The 19,813-nt window shown below is 73.9% G+C and carries 10 protein-coding genes; 8 read left to right on the top strand and 2 right to left on the bottom strand.

Annotated features, from left to right (window positions below; translation table 11 throughout):
* The first annotated feature begins 26 nt into the window (after positions 1–26).
* The 7 genes from ACZ47G_RS06240 (at position 27) to ACZ47G_RS06210 (ending at position 16,388) form a co-directional block, all read left to right on the top strand.
* Positions 27–9,338 carry a non-ribosomal peptide synthetase/type I polyketide synthase gene (locus tag ACZ47G_RS06240; protein WP_465740288.1) on the top strand — a complete coding sequence of 3,104 codons (9,312 nt, stop codon included), beginning with the start codon at positions 27–29 and terminating at the stop codon, positions 9,336–9,338.
* On the top strand, positions 9,325–11,004 hold the full coding sequence (locus ACZ47G_RS06235) for a phytoene desaturase family protein (protein WP_465740287.1): 1,680 nt from the start codon (positions 9,325–9,327) through the stop codon (positions 11,002–11,004). The genes ACZ47G_RS06240 and ACZ47G_RS06235 overlap by 14 nt, the downstream gene beginning before the upstream one ends.
* Positions 11,001–12,683 carry a phytoene desaturase family protein gene (locus tag ACZ47G_RS06230; protein ID WP_465740286.1) on the top strand — a complete coding sequence of 561 codons (1,683 nt, stop codon included), beginning with the start codon at positions 11,001–11,003 and terminating at the stop codon, positions 12,681–12,683. The genes ACZ47G_RS06235 and ACZ47G_RS06230 overlap by 4 nt, the downstream gene beginning before the upstream one ends.
* A gap of 116 nt (positions 12,684–12,799) precedes the next feature.
* Complete coding sequence (locus tag ACZ47G_RS06225; protein WP_465740556.1) at positions 12,800–13,855, top strand: MDR family NADP-dependent oxidoreductase; 1,056 nt, start codon at positions 12,800–12,802, stop codon at positions 13,853–13,855.
* Positions 13,856–13,960: 105 nt separating this feature from the next.
* On the top strand, positions 13,961–14,446 hold the full coding sequence (locus tag ACZ47G_RS06220; RefSeq protein ID WP_465740285.1) for a GntR family transcriptional regulator: 486 nt from the start codon (positions 13,961–13,963) through the stop codon (positions 14,444–14,446).
* Positions 14,443–15,294 (top strand): ABC transporter ATP-binding protein, encoded by an 852-nt coding sequence (locus ACZ47G_RS06215; protein WP_465740284.1) that lies wholly within the window; start codon positions 14,443–14,445, stop codon positions 15,292–15,294. Before ACZ47G_RS06220 ends, ACZ47G_RS06215 begins: the two co-directional genes overlap by 4 nt.
* Entirely contained in the window at positions 15,291–16,388 is a 1,098-nt protein-coding gene (locus ACZ47G_RS06210) for a hypothetical protein (protein ID WP_465740283.1), read from the top strand. The genes ACZ47G_RS06215 and ACZ47G_RS06210 overlap by 4 nt, the downstream gene beginning before the upstream one ends.
* Before the next feature lie 91 nt (positions 16,389–16,479).
* On the opposite strand, the gene ACZ47G_RS06205 is transcribed toward ACZ47G_RS06210, so the two are convergent.
* The gene (locus ACZ47G_RS06205) at positions 16,480–17,865 is read right to left on the bottom strand and encodes a hypothetical protein (protein ID WP_465740282.1); all 1,386 of its coding nucleotides are present in this window, start codon (positions 17,863–17,865) and stop codon (positions 16,480–16,482) included.
* Between the two features lie 216 nt (positions 17,866–18,081).
* Positions 18,082–19,299, bottom strand: coding sequence for a threonine synthase (locus ACZ47G_RS06200; protein ID WP_465740281.1), 1,218 nt, complete (start codon positions 19,297–19,299; stop codon positions 18,082–18,084).
* Between the two features lie 116 nt (positions 19,300–19,415).
* Here ACZ47G_RS06200 and ACZ47G_RS06195 point away from each other — a divergent pair, with 116 nt between their 5' ends.
* On the top strand, positions 19,416–19,718 hold the full coding sequence (locus ACZ47G_RS06195; RefSeq protein ID WP_465740280.1) for a hypothetical protein: 303 nt from the start codon (positions 19,416–19,418) through the stop codon (positions 19,716–19,718).
* The last annotated feature ends 95 nt before the right edge of the window (positions 19,719–19,813 follow it).

Here is a 19,813-nt window from a genome sequence, read left to right as displayed (position 1 = left end):
CCCCGCCACCACCCTCGGAATGGACCATGACCACCTCGCCCTTCGCCGTGCCCTGCGAACGGATCGCGATCACCGGCATCGGCTGCCGCCTGCCGGGACACGCCAACGACCACCGGACCTACTGGCGCAACCTGATCGAGGGCCGGGACTGTCTCACCGACACCCCCGCCGACCGGTACGACACCGGCACCCTGGGCAGCCGGGACCGGGCCAAGCCGGGGCGGCTGATCGGCGGCCGGGGCGGCTACATCGACGGCTTCGACACCTTCGACCCGGCCTTCTTCGGGATCAGCCCGCGCGAGGCCGAACACATGGACCCGCAGCAGCGCAAGCTCCTGGAGGTGAGCTGGGAGGCGCTGGAGGACGGCGGGCTGCGCCCCGGCGAACTGGCCGGACGGGACGTCGGCGTCTACATGGGCGCCTTCACCCTGGACTGGAAGATCCTCCAGTTCGCCGACCTCGACTTCGCCACCATCGCCGCGCACACCGCCACCGGGACCATGATGACGATGGTGTCCAACCGGATCTCGCACTGCTTCGACTTCCGCGGCCCCAGCGTCTCGATCGACACCGCCTGCAGCTCCTCCCTGGTCGCGGTCCACCTGGCCTGCCAGAGCCTGGTCCGCGGCGAGACCGAACTCGCCCTGGCCGGCGGTGCGTTGCTGCACATGGCGCCGCAGTACACGATCGCCGAGACCAAGGGCGGCTTCCTCTCCGCCGACGGCCGCTCGCGCGCCTTCGACGCCGCCGCGGACGGTTACGTCCGGGCCGAGGGGGTCGGCGTGGTGGTGCTCAAGCGGCTCGCCGACGCGCTGCGCGACGGGGACCAGGTGCACGCGGTGATCCTCGGCAGCGGCGTCAACCAGGACGGCCGCACCAACGGCATCACCGTCCCCAGCGCGGACGCCCAGGCGGCCCTGATCGAGCGGGTCTGCGCCGGGGCCGGGGTGACGCCCGGCAGCCTGCAGTACGTCGAGGCGCACGGCACCTCCACCCCGGTCGGCGACCCGATCGAGGCGGCCGCGCTCGGCCGGGTGCTGGGCATCGGCCGCCGCGCGGGGGAGCGCTGCTACGTCGGCTCGGTGAAGACCAACATCGGGCACACCGAGGCCGCCGCCGGCGTCGCCGGGCTGATCAAGACCGCGCTGGCGCTCAAGCACCGCCGCATCCCGCCGCACCTCAACCTGGAGCGGCCCAACCCGGCCATCGACCTGGCCGCGCTGCCCTTCGACATCCCGACCGCCCCCGTCGACTGGCCCGACCACCGGGGCCCGGCCCGGGCCGGCGTCAACTCCTTCGGCTTCGGCGGCACCAACGCCCACGTCCTGCTGGAGGAACCGCCGCCGCCCGCGCCCCCCGCCTCCGCCCCCGCGCCCCGGCCGGCCGTCACGGTGCTCCCGCTGAGCACCCGGGACGCCGCCGGACTGCCCGAACTCGCCGCCGCCGTACGGCAGGAGCTGGCCGACGGCGCCTGCCCGGCCGACCTCGGCCACACCCTGGCGCACCGCCGCCAGCACCTGCCCGAGCGGCTCGCGGTGGTGCACACCGGACCGGCCGACCTGGCCGAGGCACTGACCGCCGCGGCACGCGGCGAGGCCCACCCGAGGGTCGTCCAGGGCCGCGCCCTGGAGCCCGGAGATCGGCGCCTGGCCTGGGTGTTCACCGGCATGGGACCGCAGTGGTGGGGGATGGGCCGGGGCCTGTACGAGAGCGAGCCGGTCTACCGGGAGGCCGTCCGGGCGGTGGACGCCGAGATCCGCGCCCAGGCCGGCTGGTCGCTGCTGACGGAACTCGGGCGCGACGAGGCCGACTCCAGGATGGCCGGGACCTGGCTCGCCCAGCCCGCCAACTTCGCCGTCCAGCTGGGCCTTTCGGCGCTCTGGCGGAGCCACGGGGTGCGCCCCGACGCGGTGGTGGGTCACAGCACCGGCGAGGTCGCCGCCTTCCACGAGGCCGGGGTCTACGACCTGGCCGACGCCGTCCGGGTCGTGCTCGCCCGCAGCGGCCTCCAGCAGCGGCTGGCCGGGACGGGCTCGATGCTCGCCGTCGGCCTGCCGGAGGCCGAGGCGGAGCGCCGGATCCGCCCGTACCGCGACCTGGTCTCGCTCGGCGCCGTCAACAGCCCCTCCGCGGTGACCCTCGCCGGGGACACCGAGGCGCTGCGCGAACTGGCCGGGGAGCTGGACCGGCAGGGCGTGTTCGCCCGCTTCCTCGACGTCGAAGTCCCGTACCACAGCGTGCGGATGGACCCGATCCGGGAGGAACTGCTCGCCGCCCTGGACGGCATCAAGCCGCAGCAGGCGAAGCTGCCGATCTACCTGACCGCCCGCGAGGGGCTCGCCCGGGGCCCGGAGCTGGACGGCGGCTACTGGTGGGGCAACGTCCGCAACCCGGTGCGCTTCCGGGCCGCCGTCGAGCGGATGGCCGAGGACGGCCACCGGCTGTTCCTGGAGGTCGGCCCGCACCCGGTGCTCGGGCACGCGATCCGCGAGTGCGCCGAGCGGGCGCACCCGCTGCCGTCGATCCGCCGGCAGCAGGACGAACCCGAGCGCATCGCCCGCACCCTCGCCGAACTCCACACCCTGGGAGTGGAGTTGAGCTGGGACGCACTGCACCCGGCCGGCCGCCCGGTGCCGCTGCCGAGCTACCCGTGGCGGCGCGAACGCTACTGGGTCGAGCCGAAGCCGGTCGAGCAGGTCCGGCTCGGACAGCTCGACCACCCGCTGCTCGGCCGCCGCACCACCGCCGCCCAGCCCACCTGGACCACCGCGCTCGACCCCGAGCGGCTGCCCTACCTGGACGACCACCGGATCGAGGGCCGGGCGGTCTTCCCCGCCGCCGGCTACCTGGAGATGGCCGCCCAGGCCGTCCGCGCCCTGACCGGCGGCACCGAGGTGGTCCTGGCCGAGATCGAACTGCACCGGGCGCTGTTCCTCTCCGACACCGAACCCGTCCCGGTCCAGCTCGGCTACGCCCCCGAGGACGCCCGTTTCACCATCGCCGCCACCCCGGCCGGCGCCGAACCCGTTGTGCACGCCGGGGGTCGGGTCCGCACCGGCCAGCGCCGCTCCCACGGGCCCGCCCCCGACCTGGCCGCGCTGCGCGCCCGCGGGCAGCACCTCGACGGCCCCGACTGCTACCGGCGGCTGGCCGAGCGCGGCTACGACTACGGGCCCGCCTTCCGGGCCGTCGCCGAGGTGTGGGCCGGGCCCGGCGAGGCGCTCGCCCGGATCCGCCCCACCGACGGACTCGGCCCCGACGCGGCCGACCACCACCTGCACCCCGTCCTGCTCGACGCCTGCTTCCAGACCCTGCTCACCACCCGGCTGCACGTGCCCGAGGACGGCGGCGTCCGGCTGCCGGTCTCCATCGCGGAGGTCCGGCTCGACGCCATCGGCGACCAGCCGCTCTGGGCGCACGCCACCGTCACCCGGGACGGCGGCGGCGAACTCCTCGGCGACCTCGCCCTGTACGCCGAGGACGGCACCCCGCTCGGCCGGATCACCGGCTTCAAGGCCGCCGACGTCACCAAGGCGGCCGGCTCGGTGGGCCTGGCCACCATCGACGGCTGGCTCACCGAACTCGGCTGGCAGGACACCCCGGCCGCGCCCGCCGAGCAGCCGATCGGCGACCTGCTGCTGTTCGCCGACTCCGGCGGCCTCGCCGAGCGGCTGGCCGCCCTGGCCGCCGAGCGCGGCGCCCGCAGCCACCTCGTCCGGCCCGGCGCCGCCTACGCGGCCGGCGCCCAGGAGAGCACCGTACGGCCCGACTCCGCCGAGGACCTCCGGCAGCTGCTCGCCGACCTGGACCCCACCTACCGGACCGTCGGCCACCTGTGGAACCTCGACCTGCCCGCCCTGGACACCACCGACCCCGGGCAGCTCGACCGGCTCGCCACCCTCGGCGCCTACTCGCTGATCCCCCTCGCCCAGGCGCTGCCCGCCGCCCGCCCCGACGGCCGGCTGCACATCGTCACCCGGGGCACCCAGTCCGTCCTCCCGGCCGAGCCGGTCGAGCCGCTCGGCGCCCCCGCCTGGGGCATCGGCCGGGTGCTCTGGCAGCAGGAACTCGTCGCCCAGCGCGGCCGGTTGATCGACCTGGACCTCGCCGCCCCGGCCGTCGCCCAAGCCGAGGCACTGCTCACCGAACTCGCCGCCCCCGAGGACGCCGAACCGGAACTCGCCCTGCGGGCCGAGCGCCGGCTCACCAGCCGGCTGCGCCCCGCCGAGGGCCTCACCCGGCCGCTGCCGCCGGTGCTGCGCCCCGACGGCAGCTACCTCGTCACCGGAGCCTTCGGCGCGCTCGGCCGACTGCTCTGCCGCACCCTGGTGCGCCGCGGCGCCCGGCGGCTCGTCCTGGTCGGCCGCACCGCCCTGCCGCCGCGCACCGCATGGCACACCGTCGACCCGGCGAGCCCGGCCGGCGAACGGATCGCCTTCCTGCGCGAACTGGAGGAACTCGGCGCCGAACCGCTGCTCGCCGCCGTCGACGTCACCGACCGGAGCGCCCTGGCCGACTGGCTCGCCGACCACCGGCAGCGCCGGCTCCCGCCGATCCGCGGTGTATTCCACCTCGCCGGACAGGTCAGGGACACCCTGCTGGCGCAGATGGACCGCCCCGCCTTCGACGCCGGGTACGCCCCCAAGGTGACCGGCGCCCACCTGCTGCACCGGCTGCTGGCCGACGAACCGCTCGACCACTTCGTGCTGTTCGCCTCCGTCGCCTCGCTGCTCACCACCGCCGGGCAGACCAACTACGCGGCCGGCAACGCCTTCCTGGACGCCCTCGCCCACCACCGCCGAGCCGCCGGCCTGCCCGCGCTCAGCCTGGACTGGGGCCCCTGGGCCACCGGCATGATCGAGGAACTCGGCCTGGTCGCCCACTACCGCGACGCCCGCGGCATGAGCTCGCTGCCGCCGGAGGCGGGCACCGCCGTACTGGAACGCGTCCTCGGGCAGGACCGCGCCCAACTGCTGGTCGCCACCGTGGTCGACTGGCCGACCTTCCTCGCCTGGTACCCCACCCCGCCGCCGCTGGTCGCCGAGCTGGCCGCGAACGCCGCCGAGCAGGCCCCGGCCGAGAGCGGCGGCTTCCTGGACGGCTACCGCGCCGCCGACCCGCAGACCCGCCGCGCGCTGGTCACCGAACGGTTCACCGCGGCCGCCGGCGCCGTGCTGCGCACCGGCACCGAGCGGATCACCCCCGACACCCGGCTCGGCGCCCACGGCCTGGACTCGCTGCTCGCGATGGAGCTGCGCGCCCGGGTGCACGGCGAACTCGGCGTCGCCCTGCCGGTGGTGGCACTGCTCAGCAACGGCAGCGTCGCCGACCTGGTCGAGCTGCTCACCGAGGGCCTGGCCGAGCGGCTCGCCGCCGAGGGCGGCCCGGAGCGGGCCGAGGTCGAGCTGCACACCGACGCCTCGCGCTACCCGCTCACCCACAACCAGCAGGCGCTGTGGTTCCTGCGCCAGCTGCACCCGGACGGCTTCGCGTACAACATCGGCGGCGCCGTCGAGGTGCGCGCCGAACTCGACCCGGGCCTGGTGTTCGCCGCCTTCGCCTTCCTGGTCGCCCGGCACCCCGGCCTGCGCGCCGCCTTCACCGCCGAGGAGGGCCGCCCCGTCCAGCGGATCCGCAGCGAAGTCGTCGCCGACACCGGGCTGTTCGACGTCGAGGGCCGCCCGTGGGAGGAGATCCACGAGCTGATCGTCCGCGAGTACCGGCGGCCGTACGACCTCGCCGAGGACCCGCTGGTACGGCTGCGGCTGTTCCGGCGCGGACCGGACCGCTGGGTGCTGATGAAGGCCGTCCACCACATCGTCTCGGACGCGATCTCCACCTTCACCTTCATCGAGGAGCTGTTCGAGGTCTACCAGGCGCTGCGCCGGGGCCGCACCCCCGAACTGCCCCCGGTAGCCGCCCGCTACCTGGACTTCCTCAACCACCAGAACCGCTTCCTGGCCGGGCCGCAGGCGCAGCGGATGCTCGACTACTGGCGCGGCCACCTGCCCGCCGCGATGCCCGTCCTCGCCCTGCCCACCGACAAGCCGCGCCCGGCGGTGCAGACCCACAACGGGGCCTCCGAGTTCTTCCGGCTGGACGGCGAACTGACTGCCCGCGTCCACGAGTTGGCGCGCGCACACGGCGCCACCCCGTTCATGGTGCTGCTCGGCGCCTACTACCTCCTGCTGCACCGCTGGTCCGGGCAGCCAGACATCGTGGTCGGCAGCCCCGTCACCGGCCGCACCCAGGAGGAGTTCGGCTCCGTCTACGGCTACTTCGTCAACCCGCTGCCGCTGCACGTCAGCCTGGCCGGGGAGCCGACGGTGACCGAGCTGATCGCCCGGGTGCGGGAGAGCGTGCTCGGCGGGCTGGACAACCAGGAGTACCCGTTCCCGCTGCTGGTCGAGCAGTTGGGCCTGCAGCACGACCCGAGCCGCTCCGCGGTGTTCCAGGCGATGTTCATCCTGCTCACCCACAAGGTCGCCGTGGAGCGCTTCGGCTACCGCCTGGAGTACATCGAACTCCCCGAGGAGGAGGGGCAGTTCGACCTCACCCTGTCCGCCTACGAGGACCGCGCGGACGGCTGCTACCACTGCGTCCTCAAGTACAACTCCGACCTCTTCGAGCCCGACACCGTCCGGCGCCTGGCCGCGCACTACCGCAACCTGCTGGTCGCCATGACCCGGGCCGCCGAGGGCGAACCGGTCGGCCGGCTGCCGATGCTGGACCAGGCCGAACGGCGCCGCATCCTCGACGAGTTCAGCGGCGCCGGGCGGCGGATCGACCACGACGTGCCGCTGCCCGAGCTGATCGCCAAGGCCGCCGCCGAACACCCGGAGGCCGTCGCGGTGGTCGCCCCCGGCCGGGACGCCGTCCGGCGGCTGAGCTACGGCGAGCTGGACCGCGCGTCCCAGCGGGCCGCCGCCCGGTTGCGTGGACTCGGTGTCGGCGAGGGATCGGTGGTCGCGGTCTGCCTGGACAAGTCGCCCGAGCTGATCACCACCCTGCTGGCGGTCTGGCGGGCCGGCGCCGCCTACCTGCCGCTCGACCCCGGCCACCCGGCCGACCGGCTGGCGTACCAGGTGGCCGACGCCGGGGCGGCCCTGGTCGTGGTGGACGAACGCCGTCCCCTCCCGGCCGAACTGCCCGCCCCACTGGTCACCCTGGCCGAGCTGGACGGCCCCGCCGCCGGCGCCGGGCCGCTGCCCCCGGCCGACCCGGACCGGTCCGCGTACGTGATCCACACCTCCGGCTCCACCGGGCGCCCCAAGGCCGTCCGGGTCGACCACCGCAACCTGGCGGCCGCGACGGCCGGTTGGCGCGCCGAGTACCGGCTGGACACCGAGGCCCGGGTGCACCTCCAGATGGCCGGCAGCGCCTTCGACGTGTTCTCCGGCGATCTCGCCCGGGCGCTCGGCACCGGCGGCACCCTCGTCCTGGTCGACCGCGAACTGCTCTTCGACACCGCCCGGTTGTACCGGGTGATGCGGGAAGAGGCGGTGGACTGCGGCGAGTTCGTGCCCGCCGTGGCCCGGGCCCTGCTGGCCCACTGCGAACGCTCCGGGCAGCGGCTGGACTTCCTGCGGCTGCTGGTGGTCGGCTCCGACTCCTGGAAGGCCGCCGAGCACCGCCGACTGCGCGCCCTGTGCGGCCCGGAGACCAGGCTGGTCAACTCCTACGGCCTGACCGAGGCCACCGTGGACAGCAGCTACTACGAGGGTGGTGCCGAGGAGTTGGAGCCCGGCCGGATGGTCCCGATCGGGCGCCCCTTCCCGAACAGCGCACTGTACGTCCTGGACCGCTACGGCGAGCCCGTCCCGGTCGGGGTGCCCGGCGAACTGTGGATCGGCGGCGCGGGCGTCGCGGCCGGCTACCCCAACGACCCGGAACAGACCGAACGGCGCTTCCGGGAACTCGACCTGGACGGCACCCCCCGGCGGTTCTACCGCACCGGCGACCTCGGCCACTGGGACACCGCCGGCACCGCGCACCTGCTCGGCCGGATCGACAACCAGGTCAAGGTGCGCGGCCACCGGATCGAACCCGGCGAGATCGAGGCCCATCTGACCGCCCGGCCCGAAATCGCCGAAGCCTGCGTGACGGTCCGTCAGGACGTTGTGGGCGAGGCGGTGCTGGCCGCCTACCTGGTGCCCGCCGAGGGCGTCCGGCTGGACCGCCGCGAACTGCGCCGCCACCTCGCCGAACACCTGCCCACCGTGATGATCCCCTCCTACCTCACCGAACTGCCCGCCCTGCCGCTCACCCCGAACGGCAAGGTCGACCTCGCCGCCCTGCCCGAGCCCGAGGCCGACACCGGCGGTGCCCGGCACGAACCGCCGGTGACCCTCTACGAGACGCGGGTCGCCGAACACTGGCAGAAGCTGCTCGGCCTGGCCGAAGTCGGCCTCCAGCACGACTTCTTCGAGCTCGGCGGCAGCTCCATCCGGCTGATCGAGCTGATCCACCACCTGCAGACCGAGTTCAACATCAGCATCCCGGTCGGCCTGCTGTTCAAGGTCACCACCCTGCACGGGATGGCCCGCACCGTCGAGCAGATCATCACCGGCGAGGTGGCCGGCGGCCAGCCCCACCTGTGGTTCAACGCCGAGGCGCCGGAAGCCCGTACGGTGTTCTGCTTCCCGCCGGCCGGCGGGCACGGCCTGGTCTACCGCCAGCTCGCCGCCCACCTGCCCGGGCACCGGATCGCCGCCTTCAACTACCTGACCGGCGACGACAAGACCGCCCGCTACGCCGACCTGGTCGAGGCGCTGCACCCGGACGGGCCGTACCTGCTGCTCGGCTACTCGCTCGGCGGCAACCTCGCCTTCGAGGTGGCCAAGGAGCTGGAACGGCGCGGCCGCACCGTCGACGCGCTGCTGCTGGTGGACGCCTACCGGGTCCTGGACGCCTTCGACCTGGGCGCGGAGCACGTGGCCGTCTTCGAACGCGAACTCCGGGAGCACCTGCACCGCCACACCGGCTCCACGATCGTCGCCCAGGAGACGCTCCAGCAGGCCCGGGACTACCTCGAGTTCTGCAGCCGAACGCCCAACACCGGTACCGTCCGGGCCCGGTTGGCCGTGGTCTGCGAGCGCGAGCGGCTCGGCCTCCACACGGCCGGCGAACCGGGCTCCTGGCACGGCGCCTCCACCGCCGGCACCGCCGTGCACCCCGGCCACGGCAGCCACGCCGAGATGCTGGACGGCGAGTTCGCCGCCCGCAACGCCGAACTGGCCGCCGGGCTGCTGGCCGCCGCCCCGGCCGCCGACCTCCCGGCCGCCGACCTCCCGGCCGCCGACCTCCGGACGGGAGGCGGCGCCGATGGCCGCGGCTGACCGCGGGCCGGACTGGTCCGGCCGGGAGCGGGCCACCGCCGGCCCGCCCCGGGTGATCGTGATCGGGGCCGGCCTGGCCGGCCTCGCCACCGGCTGCTACGCCCAGATGAGCGGGCTGGAGACCCGGATCTTCGAGAAGCACGTGCTGCCCGGCGGCTGCTGCACCGCGTGGTCCCGGCAGGGCTACCTGTTCGACTACTGCATCGACTGGCTGATCGGCACCGCCGAGGGCACCGGCGCCCACCAGGTCTGGCGCGAACTCGGCGCCCTGGACGGCAAGTCGGTGACCCACTTCGACACCTTCAACCGGGTCGTCGACGAACACGGCCGCGCCGTCACCTTCCACACCGACCCGGACCGGCTGGAGGCCCACCTACTGGCCCTCGCCCCCGGCGACGCCGCGCCGATCCGGGCCTTCTGCCGGGACCTCCGCCGCTTCGCCGCGATCGACCTGCCCTGGGACCTCACCCCGCCGCCGCTGCGGACCACCGCCGAACGGCTGCGCACCCTGCGCGGCCTGCTGCCCGCCTTCCGGCTGTTCTGGCGCACCGCGACCACCCCGATGAGCGGCTTCGCCGAGCGCTTCCAGGACCCACTGCTGCGCCGGGCCTTCCCCACCATGTTCCTCCAGGAGCCGGCCGGCTTCCCGCTGCTGCCCTACCTGTACACCCTGGCCGCCGCCCACACCGGCAACGCGGGCTTCCCGCAGGGCGGTTCGCTCGGGCTGGCCCGCTCGGTGGAGGAGCGCTACACCTCGCTCGGCGGGGCGATCGGCTACCGCTGCCGGGTGGACCGGATCCTGGTCGAGGACGGGCGCGCCGTCGGCGTCGAACTGCGCGACGGCACCCGGCACTTCGCCGACCACGTGGTGGCCGCCTGCGACGGCCCGACGGTGCTCGACCGGCTGCTGCGCGGGCGCTACTCCAGCCCCGCCACCGACCGGCTGTACGGCGAACTGCTGGACAAGCCCGGCAACCTCTACCCGGCGGTGGTCTCCGCCTTCGTCGGCGTGGACGGCCCGCTGCAGGCCGGCGAACCGCACAGCACCACCTACCTGCTGACGCCCGAGGACGCCGCCCGCCTGCCCGGCTCGCTCCAGCAGAGCCTGGTGGTGCAGCTGCGCTCGAACTACGCCGAGGGCTTCGCCCCGCCCGGCAAGTCGGTGCTGCACTGCACCTACTTCAGCGACTACCGCTCCTGGAAGGAGCTGCGGACCCGCGACCGCCGGGCCTACCGGGCACGCAAGCAACAAGTCGCCGGATTCGTCCGGGAGTTCCTGGAGCGCACCCACCCCGGGCTCGGCGCCCGGATCGAACTGGTCGACGTGGCCTCGCCGGTGACCACCGAGCGGTTCACCGGCAACACCTACGGCAGCATCCTCGCCTGGCAGGCGTTCTCCGAGGCCGAGGACGCCGCCAACCGGCTGGTCAACCGGGACCGGATGCGGCTGCCCGGCCTCAGCGGCTTCTCGATGGCCGGTCAGTGGGCCTCGCTCGGCGGCCTGATCCGGGCCGCCACCAGCGGACGGTACGCCGCCCAGTACCTCTGCCGGGAACTCGGCCGGCCGTTCCGGGCCTGGCCCAGCGACAACCGGGAGCCCTGGCACCCGGGCAAGTGGGGCCCGCTGCCGCAACTCGACGCGGTCACCATGGGAGTACCCGAATGAGCCCCAGGCAGTCCATGATCATCGTCGGCGGCGGCCTCGGCGGCCTGTCCACCGGCTGCTACGCGCAGATGAACGGCTACCGCACCCGCGTCCTGGAGATGCACGAGCTGCCCGGCGGCTGCTGCACCGCCTGGGACCGCGGCGAGTTCACCTTCGACTGCTGCATCAGCTGGCTGCTGGGCAGCGGTCCCGGCAACGAGATGCACCGGATCTGGCTGGAGCTCGGCGCGCTGCAGGGCAAGCGGATGCGCAACTTCGACGTCTTCAACGTGGTGCGCACCCGGGACGGCCGGGCGGTGCACTTCTACTCCGACCCGGACCGGCTGGAGGCCCACCTGCTGGACCTCGCCCCCGAGGACGCCCGGCAGATCCGGCAGTTCTGCGCCGGACTGCGCACGTTCCGCCAGGCGCTGGCCCGCTACCCGTTCCTCAAGCCGGTCGGGCTGATGGGCCGGTGGGAGCGCTGGCGGATGCTCGCCTCCTTCCTGCCGTACTTCAACGTGATCCGGCGCTCGATCTCGGTGCTGATGAGCGACTACTCGGCCCGCTTCCGCAGCCCGCTGCTGCGCGAGGCGTTCAACTTCGTGCTGTACGAGAAGCACCCCAACTTCCCGGTGCTGCCGACGTACTTCCAACTCGCCTCGCACGCCGGGCAGTCCGCCGGAGTACCGGAGGGCGGCTCGCTCGGGCTGGCCCGCTCGATCGAGCAGCGCTACCGGCGGCTCGGCGGCGAGATCGACTACAACACCAAGGTGACCGAGATCCTGGTCGAGCGGGACACCGCCGTCGGGGTGCGGCTGAGCGACGGGCGCGAGCTGCGCGCGGACATCGTGGTGGCCGCCTGCGACGGCCGCACCACGATGCTCGACCTGCTCAAGGGCCGCTACCTGACCGACACCTACCGGCGGCTCTACACCCGGACGCTGACCGAGCCGGGCATGGTCTTCCCCGGCTACCTGACCGTCTTCCTCGGCCTGCGCACGCCCTTCCCGGCCGGCGACCCGTGCACCACGTACCTGCTGGAGGACGAGTTCGCGGCGCGGCTCACCGGCATCCGGCACCCCAGCATCAACATCCAGTTCCGCAGCCGCCACTACCCCGAGCTGTCGCCCGCCGGGACCACCGTCGTCTACGCCAGCTACTTCTGCGACATCGCCCCCTGGCGGGCGCTGAGCACCGGCCCCGAGCAGATGCCCCGGCTGCGGCGCGGCGAGGAACTGCACACCCTGCCGGTCGGCCGGGGCCGGGAGTACCAGCGGGAGAAGCGCCGGGTCCGCGACGCCGTCATCGAGTTCCTGGACGGCCACCACCCCGGGCTGCGGGACGCGGTGGCCGTCAAGGACGTCTCCACCCCCCTCACCCAGGTCCGCTACACCGGCAACTACGACGGCACGGTGCTCGGTTGGCAGCCCTTCGTGGAGAGCGGGGAGACCCTGGAGGAGGAGATCAAACGCAACGGCCCGGGGCTGCCGGGCCTGGCCAACTTCTACCTCTCCGGAGTCTGGGCGACCACCGGCGGCCTGATCCGCGCGGCCGCCGCCGGCCGGCACGTCGTGCAGTTCATCTGCCGCGACGACGCCCGGCCGTTCACCGCCGAGGTGGACGACCACGCGCCGCCGCCCACCCTGATCACCGACCCGGTCGGGCCCGACGACCGGCAGTTTGGAGTCACTTCGTGAGTCACCTGATGAGGACCGCCGAGCCCGTGACGACCACAGAGCCCTTGTCGACCGCCGAGCCCGTGACGACCACAGAGCCCTTGACGACCGCAGAGTCCTTGATGACGGCCGAGAAGGTGCGGATCGAGAAGTGGGTCGTCCGCGAGCACCTGGACGGCGTGCCGGACGTGGCGCGGATGTACCGGAAGGTCGTGGAGGAGGTGGACGTCCGGCTCGCCGAGGACGAGATGCTGCTGCGCACGCGGTGGGTGTCGGTGGACCCCTACCTCCAGGGGATCGCGCTGGACACCCCGGTCGGCGACCACATGGGCGCCGACTCGATCATGGAGGTGGTGCGGGCCGGGCCCGCCGCGCGGTTCGCGGTCGGCGACCTGGTGCAGGGCTTCGGCGGCTGGCGCAGCCATGTGATCGGCACCGGGGAGTCCTGGCTCTGGCAGACCGGCACCTTCCCGATGGTCTTCCCGGCCTACCGCCGGCTGGACCGGGCGGACTACGACGAACAGCTGCCGATCAGCACCGCGCTCGGCCTGCTGGGCGGCCCCGGGATGACGGCCTGGGGGACGGTGGAGAAGTTCCTGGACGTGCGGCCCGGACTGACCGTGCTGGTCAGCGGGGCCAGCGGCGCGGTCGGCTCGGTGGTCGGACAGCTCTGCCGGCACCGGGGCGCCCGGGTGATCGGCACCACGGCGACCCCGGCGAAGGCCGCCCGGCTGCGCGAGCTGGGCTTCGACGCGGTGCTGGAGTACCGGGACGGCGACGATCCGGAACGGCTGGCGAAGGAGCTGGCCGAACTCGCCCCGGACGGCGTCGACCGCTACTTCGACAGCCTGGGCGGCACCCTCACCGACACGGTGTTCCGGATGCTCTCGGTGGACAGCCGGGTGGCGGTCTGCTGGCAGTGGGGCAGTCAGGTGGGCGGAGAGTGGGTGGGCCCCCGGCTGCTGCCGATGATCATGTTCCCGCGCACGGTGATCCGCGGCATCTTCTCGCTGGAGTGGTTCACCGAGGAGAACTGGGCCGCGCTGCGGCGCGACCTCGGAGCCCTGGTGCGCAGCGGGGAGCTGAGCTACCAACAGACCGTCCACCAGGGCTTCGACAGCATCCCGGCCGCCTACCGCAGCCTGTACGCCGACCGCTCGGCGAGCCGGGGGAAGGTGCTGGTCGAGGTGTGAGCCCACGGGATCCGGTAACGGAGTTTCAGTGTAGTGGTTGACCAGTGTTCTAGTAGACCGTAACAATTCACGGGCACGCCTCAAGACCCTCAGCGATGCGAGGAGATGCCCGTGATCGAATTCCACGTGGACCGGAGCGACAGCGTCCCGGCCTACGCCCAACTCGTCCGCCAGGTGCGGGAGGCGCTCAGGCTGGGGGTGCTCAAGCCCGGGGACCGCCTCCCGGCCGTACGGGACGTCGTCGTCTCGTGCACGGTCAACGCCAACACCGTGCTCAAGGCCTACAAGGAGCTGGAGCACGTCGGCCTGGTCGAGGCCCGGCAGGGCTCCGGCACCTTCGTCACCGGCTCGCTCGGCGCGGTCGAACCGCACGACATGGCGCGGCTGCGCACCGGGCTGGCCCGCTGGGTCGCCGAGGCCCGTCGGGCCGGGTTGGAGGACGAGGACGTCAAGGCCCTGGTCACGGCGGTACTCGCGGAGGAGCCGGCCGCCGCCGAGCGTGACGCCGTCGGCCGCGCCGCTGCCGAGCGTGACGCCGTCGACCACGATGCCGTCGACCGCGATGCCGCCCGGCACGGGGCGAGCTCGTGATCGCCACCGAGCCGGCGCTCGCGGCGCACGGGCTGACCAAGAGGTACCGCGGCGTCACCGCACTCGACGACTGCACCTTCACCCTCCCGGCCGGCGGGGTGATCGCCCTGGTCGGCGCCAACGGCGCCGGCAAGTCGACCCTGATGGGGATCGTCAGCGGCATGGTCCGGCCCACCGCCGGGGAGTACCGGGCCGGCGGCCGGGTGGTGCTGCTCTCCCAGGACAAGCCGCTCTACCGGGGCTTCAGCGTCGCCGACATGCTGACCTTCGGCCGCCACACCAACCAGGTCTGGGACCAGCGGCGCTCGCTCGACTGGCTGGAGCGGTTCGCCGTGCCGCTCGACCGGCGCTGCGACAAGCTCTCCGGCGGACAGCAGGCCCAGGTGGCGCTCGCCGTCGCGCTCGGTGCCTGCCCCTCGCTGCTCCTGCTGGACGAGCCCCTGGCCAACCTCGACCCGGTCGCCCGCAAGGCCGTCACGGGCGAACTGCTCGGAGAGGTCGCCGAGACCGGGATGACGGTGCTGCTCTCCACCCACGTCGTCGCCGAACTCGTCGGGGTGGGCGACCACTTACTGCTGCTCTCGCAAGGCCGCTCCATCCTCGGCGGCGACACCGAGGACCTGCTCACCCAGCACCTGCGGCTGACCGGCCCGCGCGCCGAGCGGCCACCGGTCGAGGGGGAGGTCGTCCACCGGAGCCACACCGCCCGGCAGTCCACCTTCGTGGTGCGCAGCCTGCTCGGCGCGGCCACTCCGCTGGACGCCCCCGGCTGGACGAGCCACCCCGTCACCCTGGAGGACATCGTGCTCGCCTACCTGAAGACCTCGCTCGGGGAGACCGGACTGTGAGCGACCGTACTGCGAGTGACCGTACTGCGAGCGCAGTCTTCACCGCCCGGCCGGCGGCCGGCGACACCCGGCCCGCGGCCGCCGCCCGGGGCCGGGTGTGGCGCGGCATCCTCTGGCTGACCTGGCGCCAGCACCGTGCGGCGCTGATCGGCTTCGCCGCCGTCACGGTCGTCCTGCTGGTCTGGATGGCCGTCAACGCCGCCGAACTGCGGAGCGCCATGGAGCTGTGCCACGGGTCGGGCTGCACCAAGGCCGTCGCCGACGAGCGGGCCGCCCGGATCAGGGACGCCGCCGACCTCGCCGGCTACCAGCTGAACCTGGTGGTCTTCCTGCCCGCCATGATCGGCACCTTCCTCGGGGTGCCGCTGCTGGCCAAGGAGTACGAGCACCGCACCCTGCTGCTCGCCTGGTCCCAGGACCTCAGCCCGCAGCGCTGGCTGTTCGGCAAGCTCGCCGTGCTGGGCACCGCCGTCGCGGCGCTGTCCGCGGCGCTCGCCGCCGAGTGCCTGCACGTCTCCCAGCTCGTCCACCTCGCCGACCGGCGCAGCCTGTTCGAGGGGACGCTCTTCCAGGCGGGCGGGTGGATGCCGCTCACCCTCGGCCTCGCCTGGGGGATGTTCGGGGTGGCCGCGGGGGCGGCGCTGCGCCGGCTGCTGCCCGCCTTCGCCGTGGTGCTCGGCGCCTTCGGGCTGCGCACCTGGGCGATGGAACAGCTGCGCCCGCACCTGCTCGACCCGTTGACCCGGGTGCTGCCGCTCGGGCCGGACCGCTCGGCCGGCGCCGATCCGCTGGCGGCGGTGCCCAACGAACTGCTGCTGGACGGCGGCAAAGCGCCGTTCGTGGACGCGGCCGGGCACGTCCACGCGTACGGCGACGTGATGACGCAGTACTGCGGCAGCATCCCGGACGGGCGGGGCGACGCCTTCGTCTCCTGCCTCCAGCAGCAGGGGCTGGTCGGCGTCCAGCAGGCCTACCAGCCGGCGAGTCGACTGGGGACCTTCCACCTGATCGAGAACGGGCTGAACCTGACGGTGTTCGTGTTCTCGCTGGTGCTCACCTGGTGGCTGGTGCGGCGGGGGCGGACGACGGTCTAGGAGCGGGCGCTCCCGCGGTGGGGGCGCTCGGGCGGGGAAGGGCCCCTCGGCCTGGCGGGGCCGAGGGGCCGGTCTGGGGTGGGCGCGGTGGTCAGCCCAGGGTGAACCAGGTGCTGCGGGACTTCTTCCACTCCGGGTGGGTGAGGTCCTTGGCGTCCGTGCCGTCGGCGTACAGGTCGGCGGAGCCGTTGTCGGTGATCAGCTGGGCGCGGGCACCGGGGGCGTTCAGGTCCGGGACGTCCGGGACGGCCTCCCAGGCGCCGGCGTCGCTGGTCGGCAGGTCGATCAGCTTGACCGGCTGGGAGCCCGGCCGGCCGTCCCAGCGGTAGAGCGCGTACGGCGCGGAGTTGTCCTCGGCCGCCCAGGAGCCCGCCACGATCAGGTACTGGCCGAGCGCGTTGCGGCGCAGGTCGCGGACGGACAGGCCGCCGAGGTCCAGCTCGATCGGCTCGCCGATGGCCGCGTGCGCGGCCGAACCGTCGAACAGCGAAGGGAAGTTGGTGACCGGCACCAGCAGCGCCCGGCCGCCGGTGACCGCCGGGGTGAGCGGGGCGCGGAAGCCGATGTACGCGGTGCTGCCGCTGCCCGGGGCGAACTCCAGGCCCTCGACGTTGAATCCGTCGATCTGCTTGGGCGCCTGGCCCTCGGCGGAGCCCGCCGCGAAGCCGTAGCGGTCGCCGTGCGCGCTGTCCCAGGCGATCAGGTCGTCGCGCAGGCCGTGGTACGAACCGGCCAGTGACAGCTGGGTGTTGGCGCCGGAACCGGTGACCTTGGTGGTGAACAGGGTGTGCCGGTCCGGCTTGACCTTGCCGTCCTTGTTGTTGCCGAGCGAGCCCGTCCAGTAGATCGTGTCGCCGACCCGGGCGGCGGCCTCGATGTCGATCTCCTTGTCGACGCCGAGCGCCGAGCTGAAGTCCCAAGTCCGCACCGGGGAGCCGGAGTTGCTCTGGTCGTAGAGCCGCAGGGTGTTGGACTCGTCGTCGCCGACCAGGATGAAGCCGCCGCCCGCGTCCACCGCGGCCGAGGCGTCGCTGGAGCCGGTCAGGTAGCGGGTCGCGGCGGAGTCCCGGACGGCGGCCGAGGCGGCGTAGTGCAGCGTACGGGTGGCGGTCTTGCCGCCCAGGCCGGTCACCTTGACGGTCAGGTCGGTGTAGCCGACGCCCTGGGCGGCGACCGCCAGGGTGCGGGTGGCGCCGCTGCCGGTCACCGTCACGTCGCCGGCCCGGGCCACGCTGCCGCGGGTGCTGGCCGAGGCGGCGACCGTCAACGCCGAGGCGGCGGCGCCGCTCTGGGCGACCGTCACGCTCACCGTCGGATCGCCGGTGGCGCCGACCGCGCCGGACAGGTAGCCGGCCGAGAAGGTGATGGTCGGGGTGCCGTACGAGGCCGCCGCGGACGGCACCGCGGGGAGCGCGAGCACGGGCACCGCCGCGACGGCGACGGCCAGCGGCAACAGCCGACGGGAGGACAGGATCACGGTGACAGCCCTTCGACGCGGGGGAGTTGGGGCGGAGCAAGCCTGCTGTGCGTGGGCGAACGCCGACCCTACGTCAGCGAACGGTACGACGAACAGCAGGCTTCCGGTACCGGTCGTGCACTTCTGTTGCGGGCTTCGGGTGCGGGCTTCGGGTGCGGGCCTCGGTTGCGGGCTCCGGCTGCGGGCTTCGGTGCGCGGCTCGGTCGGGCGCTTCGGTCAGGCGGTGATCCCGGCCGCGCGCAGGCGGCGCTCGACCTCCTCCCAGGTCGGGGTGGCCGGGGCGGTCCGGTGGGTGCCCATGCCCTTGTCCTTGAAGCCGCTGGAGGTGGAGACGCAGACCACCGGACCGTCGTCCGGGGCCTGCGCGCCGAGGCTGCGCAGTCCGGCCAGTCCGGCCGCCGCGGACAGTTCGGCCCACAGTCCGGCGCGGGCCATCTCGCCCTGGGCGTCGGCGAGTTGGACGTCGTCCAGCGTGAGTGCCGCACCGCCGCTCTCGCGCACCGCCAGGACGCCCCGGTAGCCGCTGACCGGGGAGGCGATCGAGTAGGCCGCGCTCGGGCCGACCGGCACGTGAGCGGCCGGGAGTCCCTCGGCGAGCGCCCGGTGCAGCGGGCCGGAGGCCGCCGACTCGCAGGCGTAGATGCGCGGCACCCGGTCGGCGAGGCCCAGCCGACGCAGCTCGACGAAGCCCTTCCACACCCCGAAGAGCAGCTCGCCGTACCCGGTGGGGACGAACACCGCGCTCGGCACGCCGACGTCCTGGAAGATCTCGTAGGCGACGGTCTTGTAGCCCTCGGGGCCGTAGGCGTGGCCGGTGTGGGTGGGCGTCAGGTTGCTGACCGGATGCAGGCCGAGCCGCTCGACGACCTGGCGCAGCAGCGGCCAGCGGGCCTCCCACGGGACGGGCAGCACCACGGCGCCGTAGGCGTTGAGGAAGGCGTCCACGGCGGGCGGGGTGTCCGGGCCGGTGAACACCACGCACGGCAGCCCGGCGCGGGCGGCGTAGGCGGCCGCCGAGGCGCCGTGGTTGCCCGAGGAGGCGACCGCGATGCCGGGCGCGCCGACGCCGACGGCGGCGCTGGTGGTGCAGCGGTTCAGCCGGTCCTTGTGGCTCCAGGTCGGGTTGCGGGACTCGTCCTTGACGTACACGCCCGGTTCGAGCTCGACCAGCGGGGTGGCGCCCTCGCCGAGGCCGGGCGCGAGCAGCGGGGGCAGCAGCGGCGCCCAGCGCTCCAGGCCGCCGCGGGTCCGCACGGGGGCGAACAGGGCGGCCGGGTCGACCTTGTCGTAGGCGTAGTCGACCTCGACCGGGTAGGAGACGTCCGCCGTGCCGGTGTTCGGGCAGCCCGAGGTCAGCGGTGGGTGGAGGGGGTAGTCGAGGGTGGGGTCGCCGAGTGAGCGCTGGCCGGTTGCGAGGGAGTCGTCTGTTGCCATGTAAGTAGCCTAGGGCTGTTTCAGGTGCTACCGGGCGAGTTTTTGAATCTTGACCGGTTGGGCACACTAGCGGGGGTGTCCGAGGACGGACAACGGAACGGAAGCCGGGGAGCGGGATGGACAGCGGGATTCGGGCGATGGTCGACGCGGTCGACGAGGCGCGGCGGCAGCTGCGGGAGAACGCCCTGCCGAAGGCGAAGGACAGCGGGCGGGACAAGGTCCCGGCGGCGGAGGCGGCCGTGATGCTCGGGGCGCTCGCCGATCTGGTGGAGGTCGCGGGCGAGCTGGCGGCGGCCCTCTCCGAGCGGATGGCCACGGCGCAGAGCCCCAAGGCCTATCACCTGGCGGGCGTGCGGCTCAGGGACGAGGCGGACCACCTGCGGGAGGCCGAGCGGGAGGTCGTCAAGCGGGTCGGCTGAGCGCGGGGCCGTCGAGCGGGTCGGCTGGGCGGGAGGTCGTCGAGCGGGTCGGCCGAGCGTGCCACGGCCGCCGGTGCCCCGGGTGGGGCGCCGGC

The organism is Kitasatospora sp. NPDC030952, from assembly GCF_055571335.1.
Note: the sequence above shows the minus strand (reverse complement) of the source record. Positions and strands in the feature narration are given on the sequence as shown.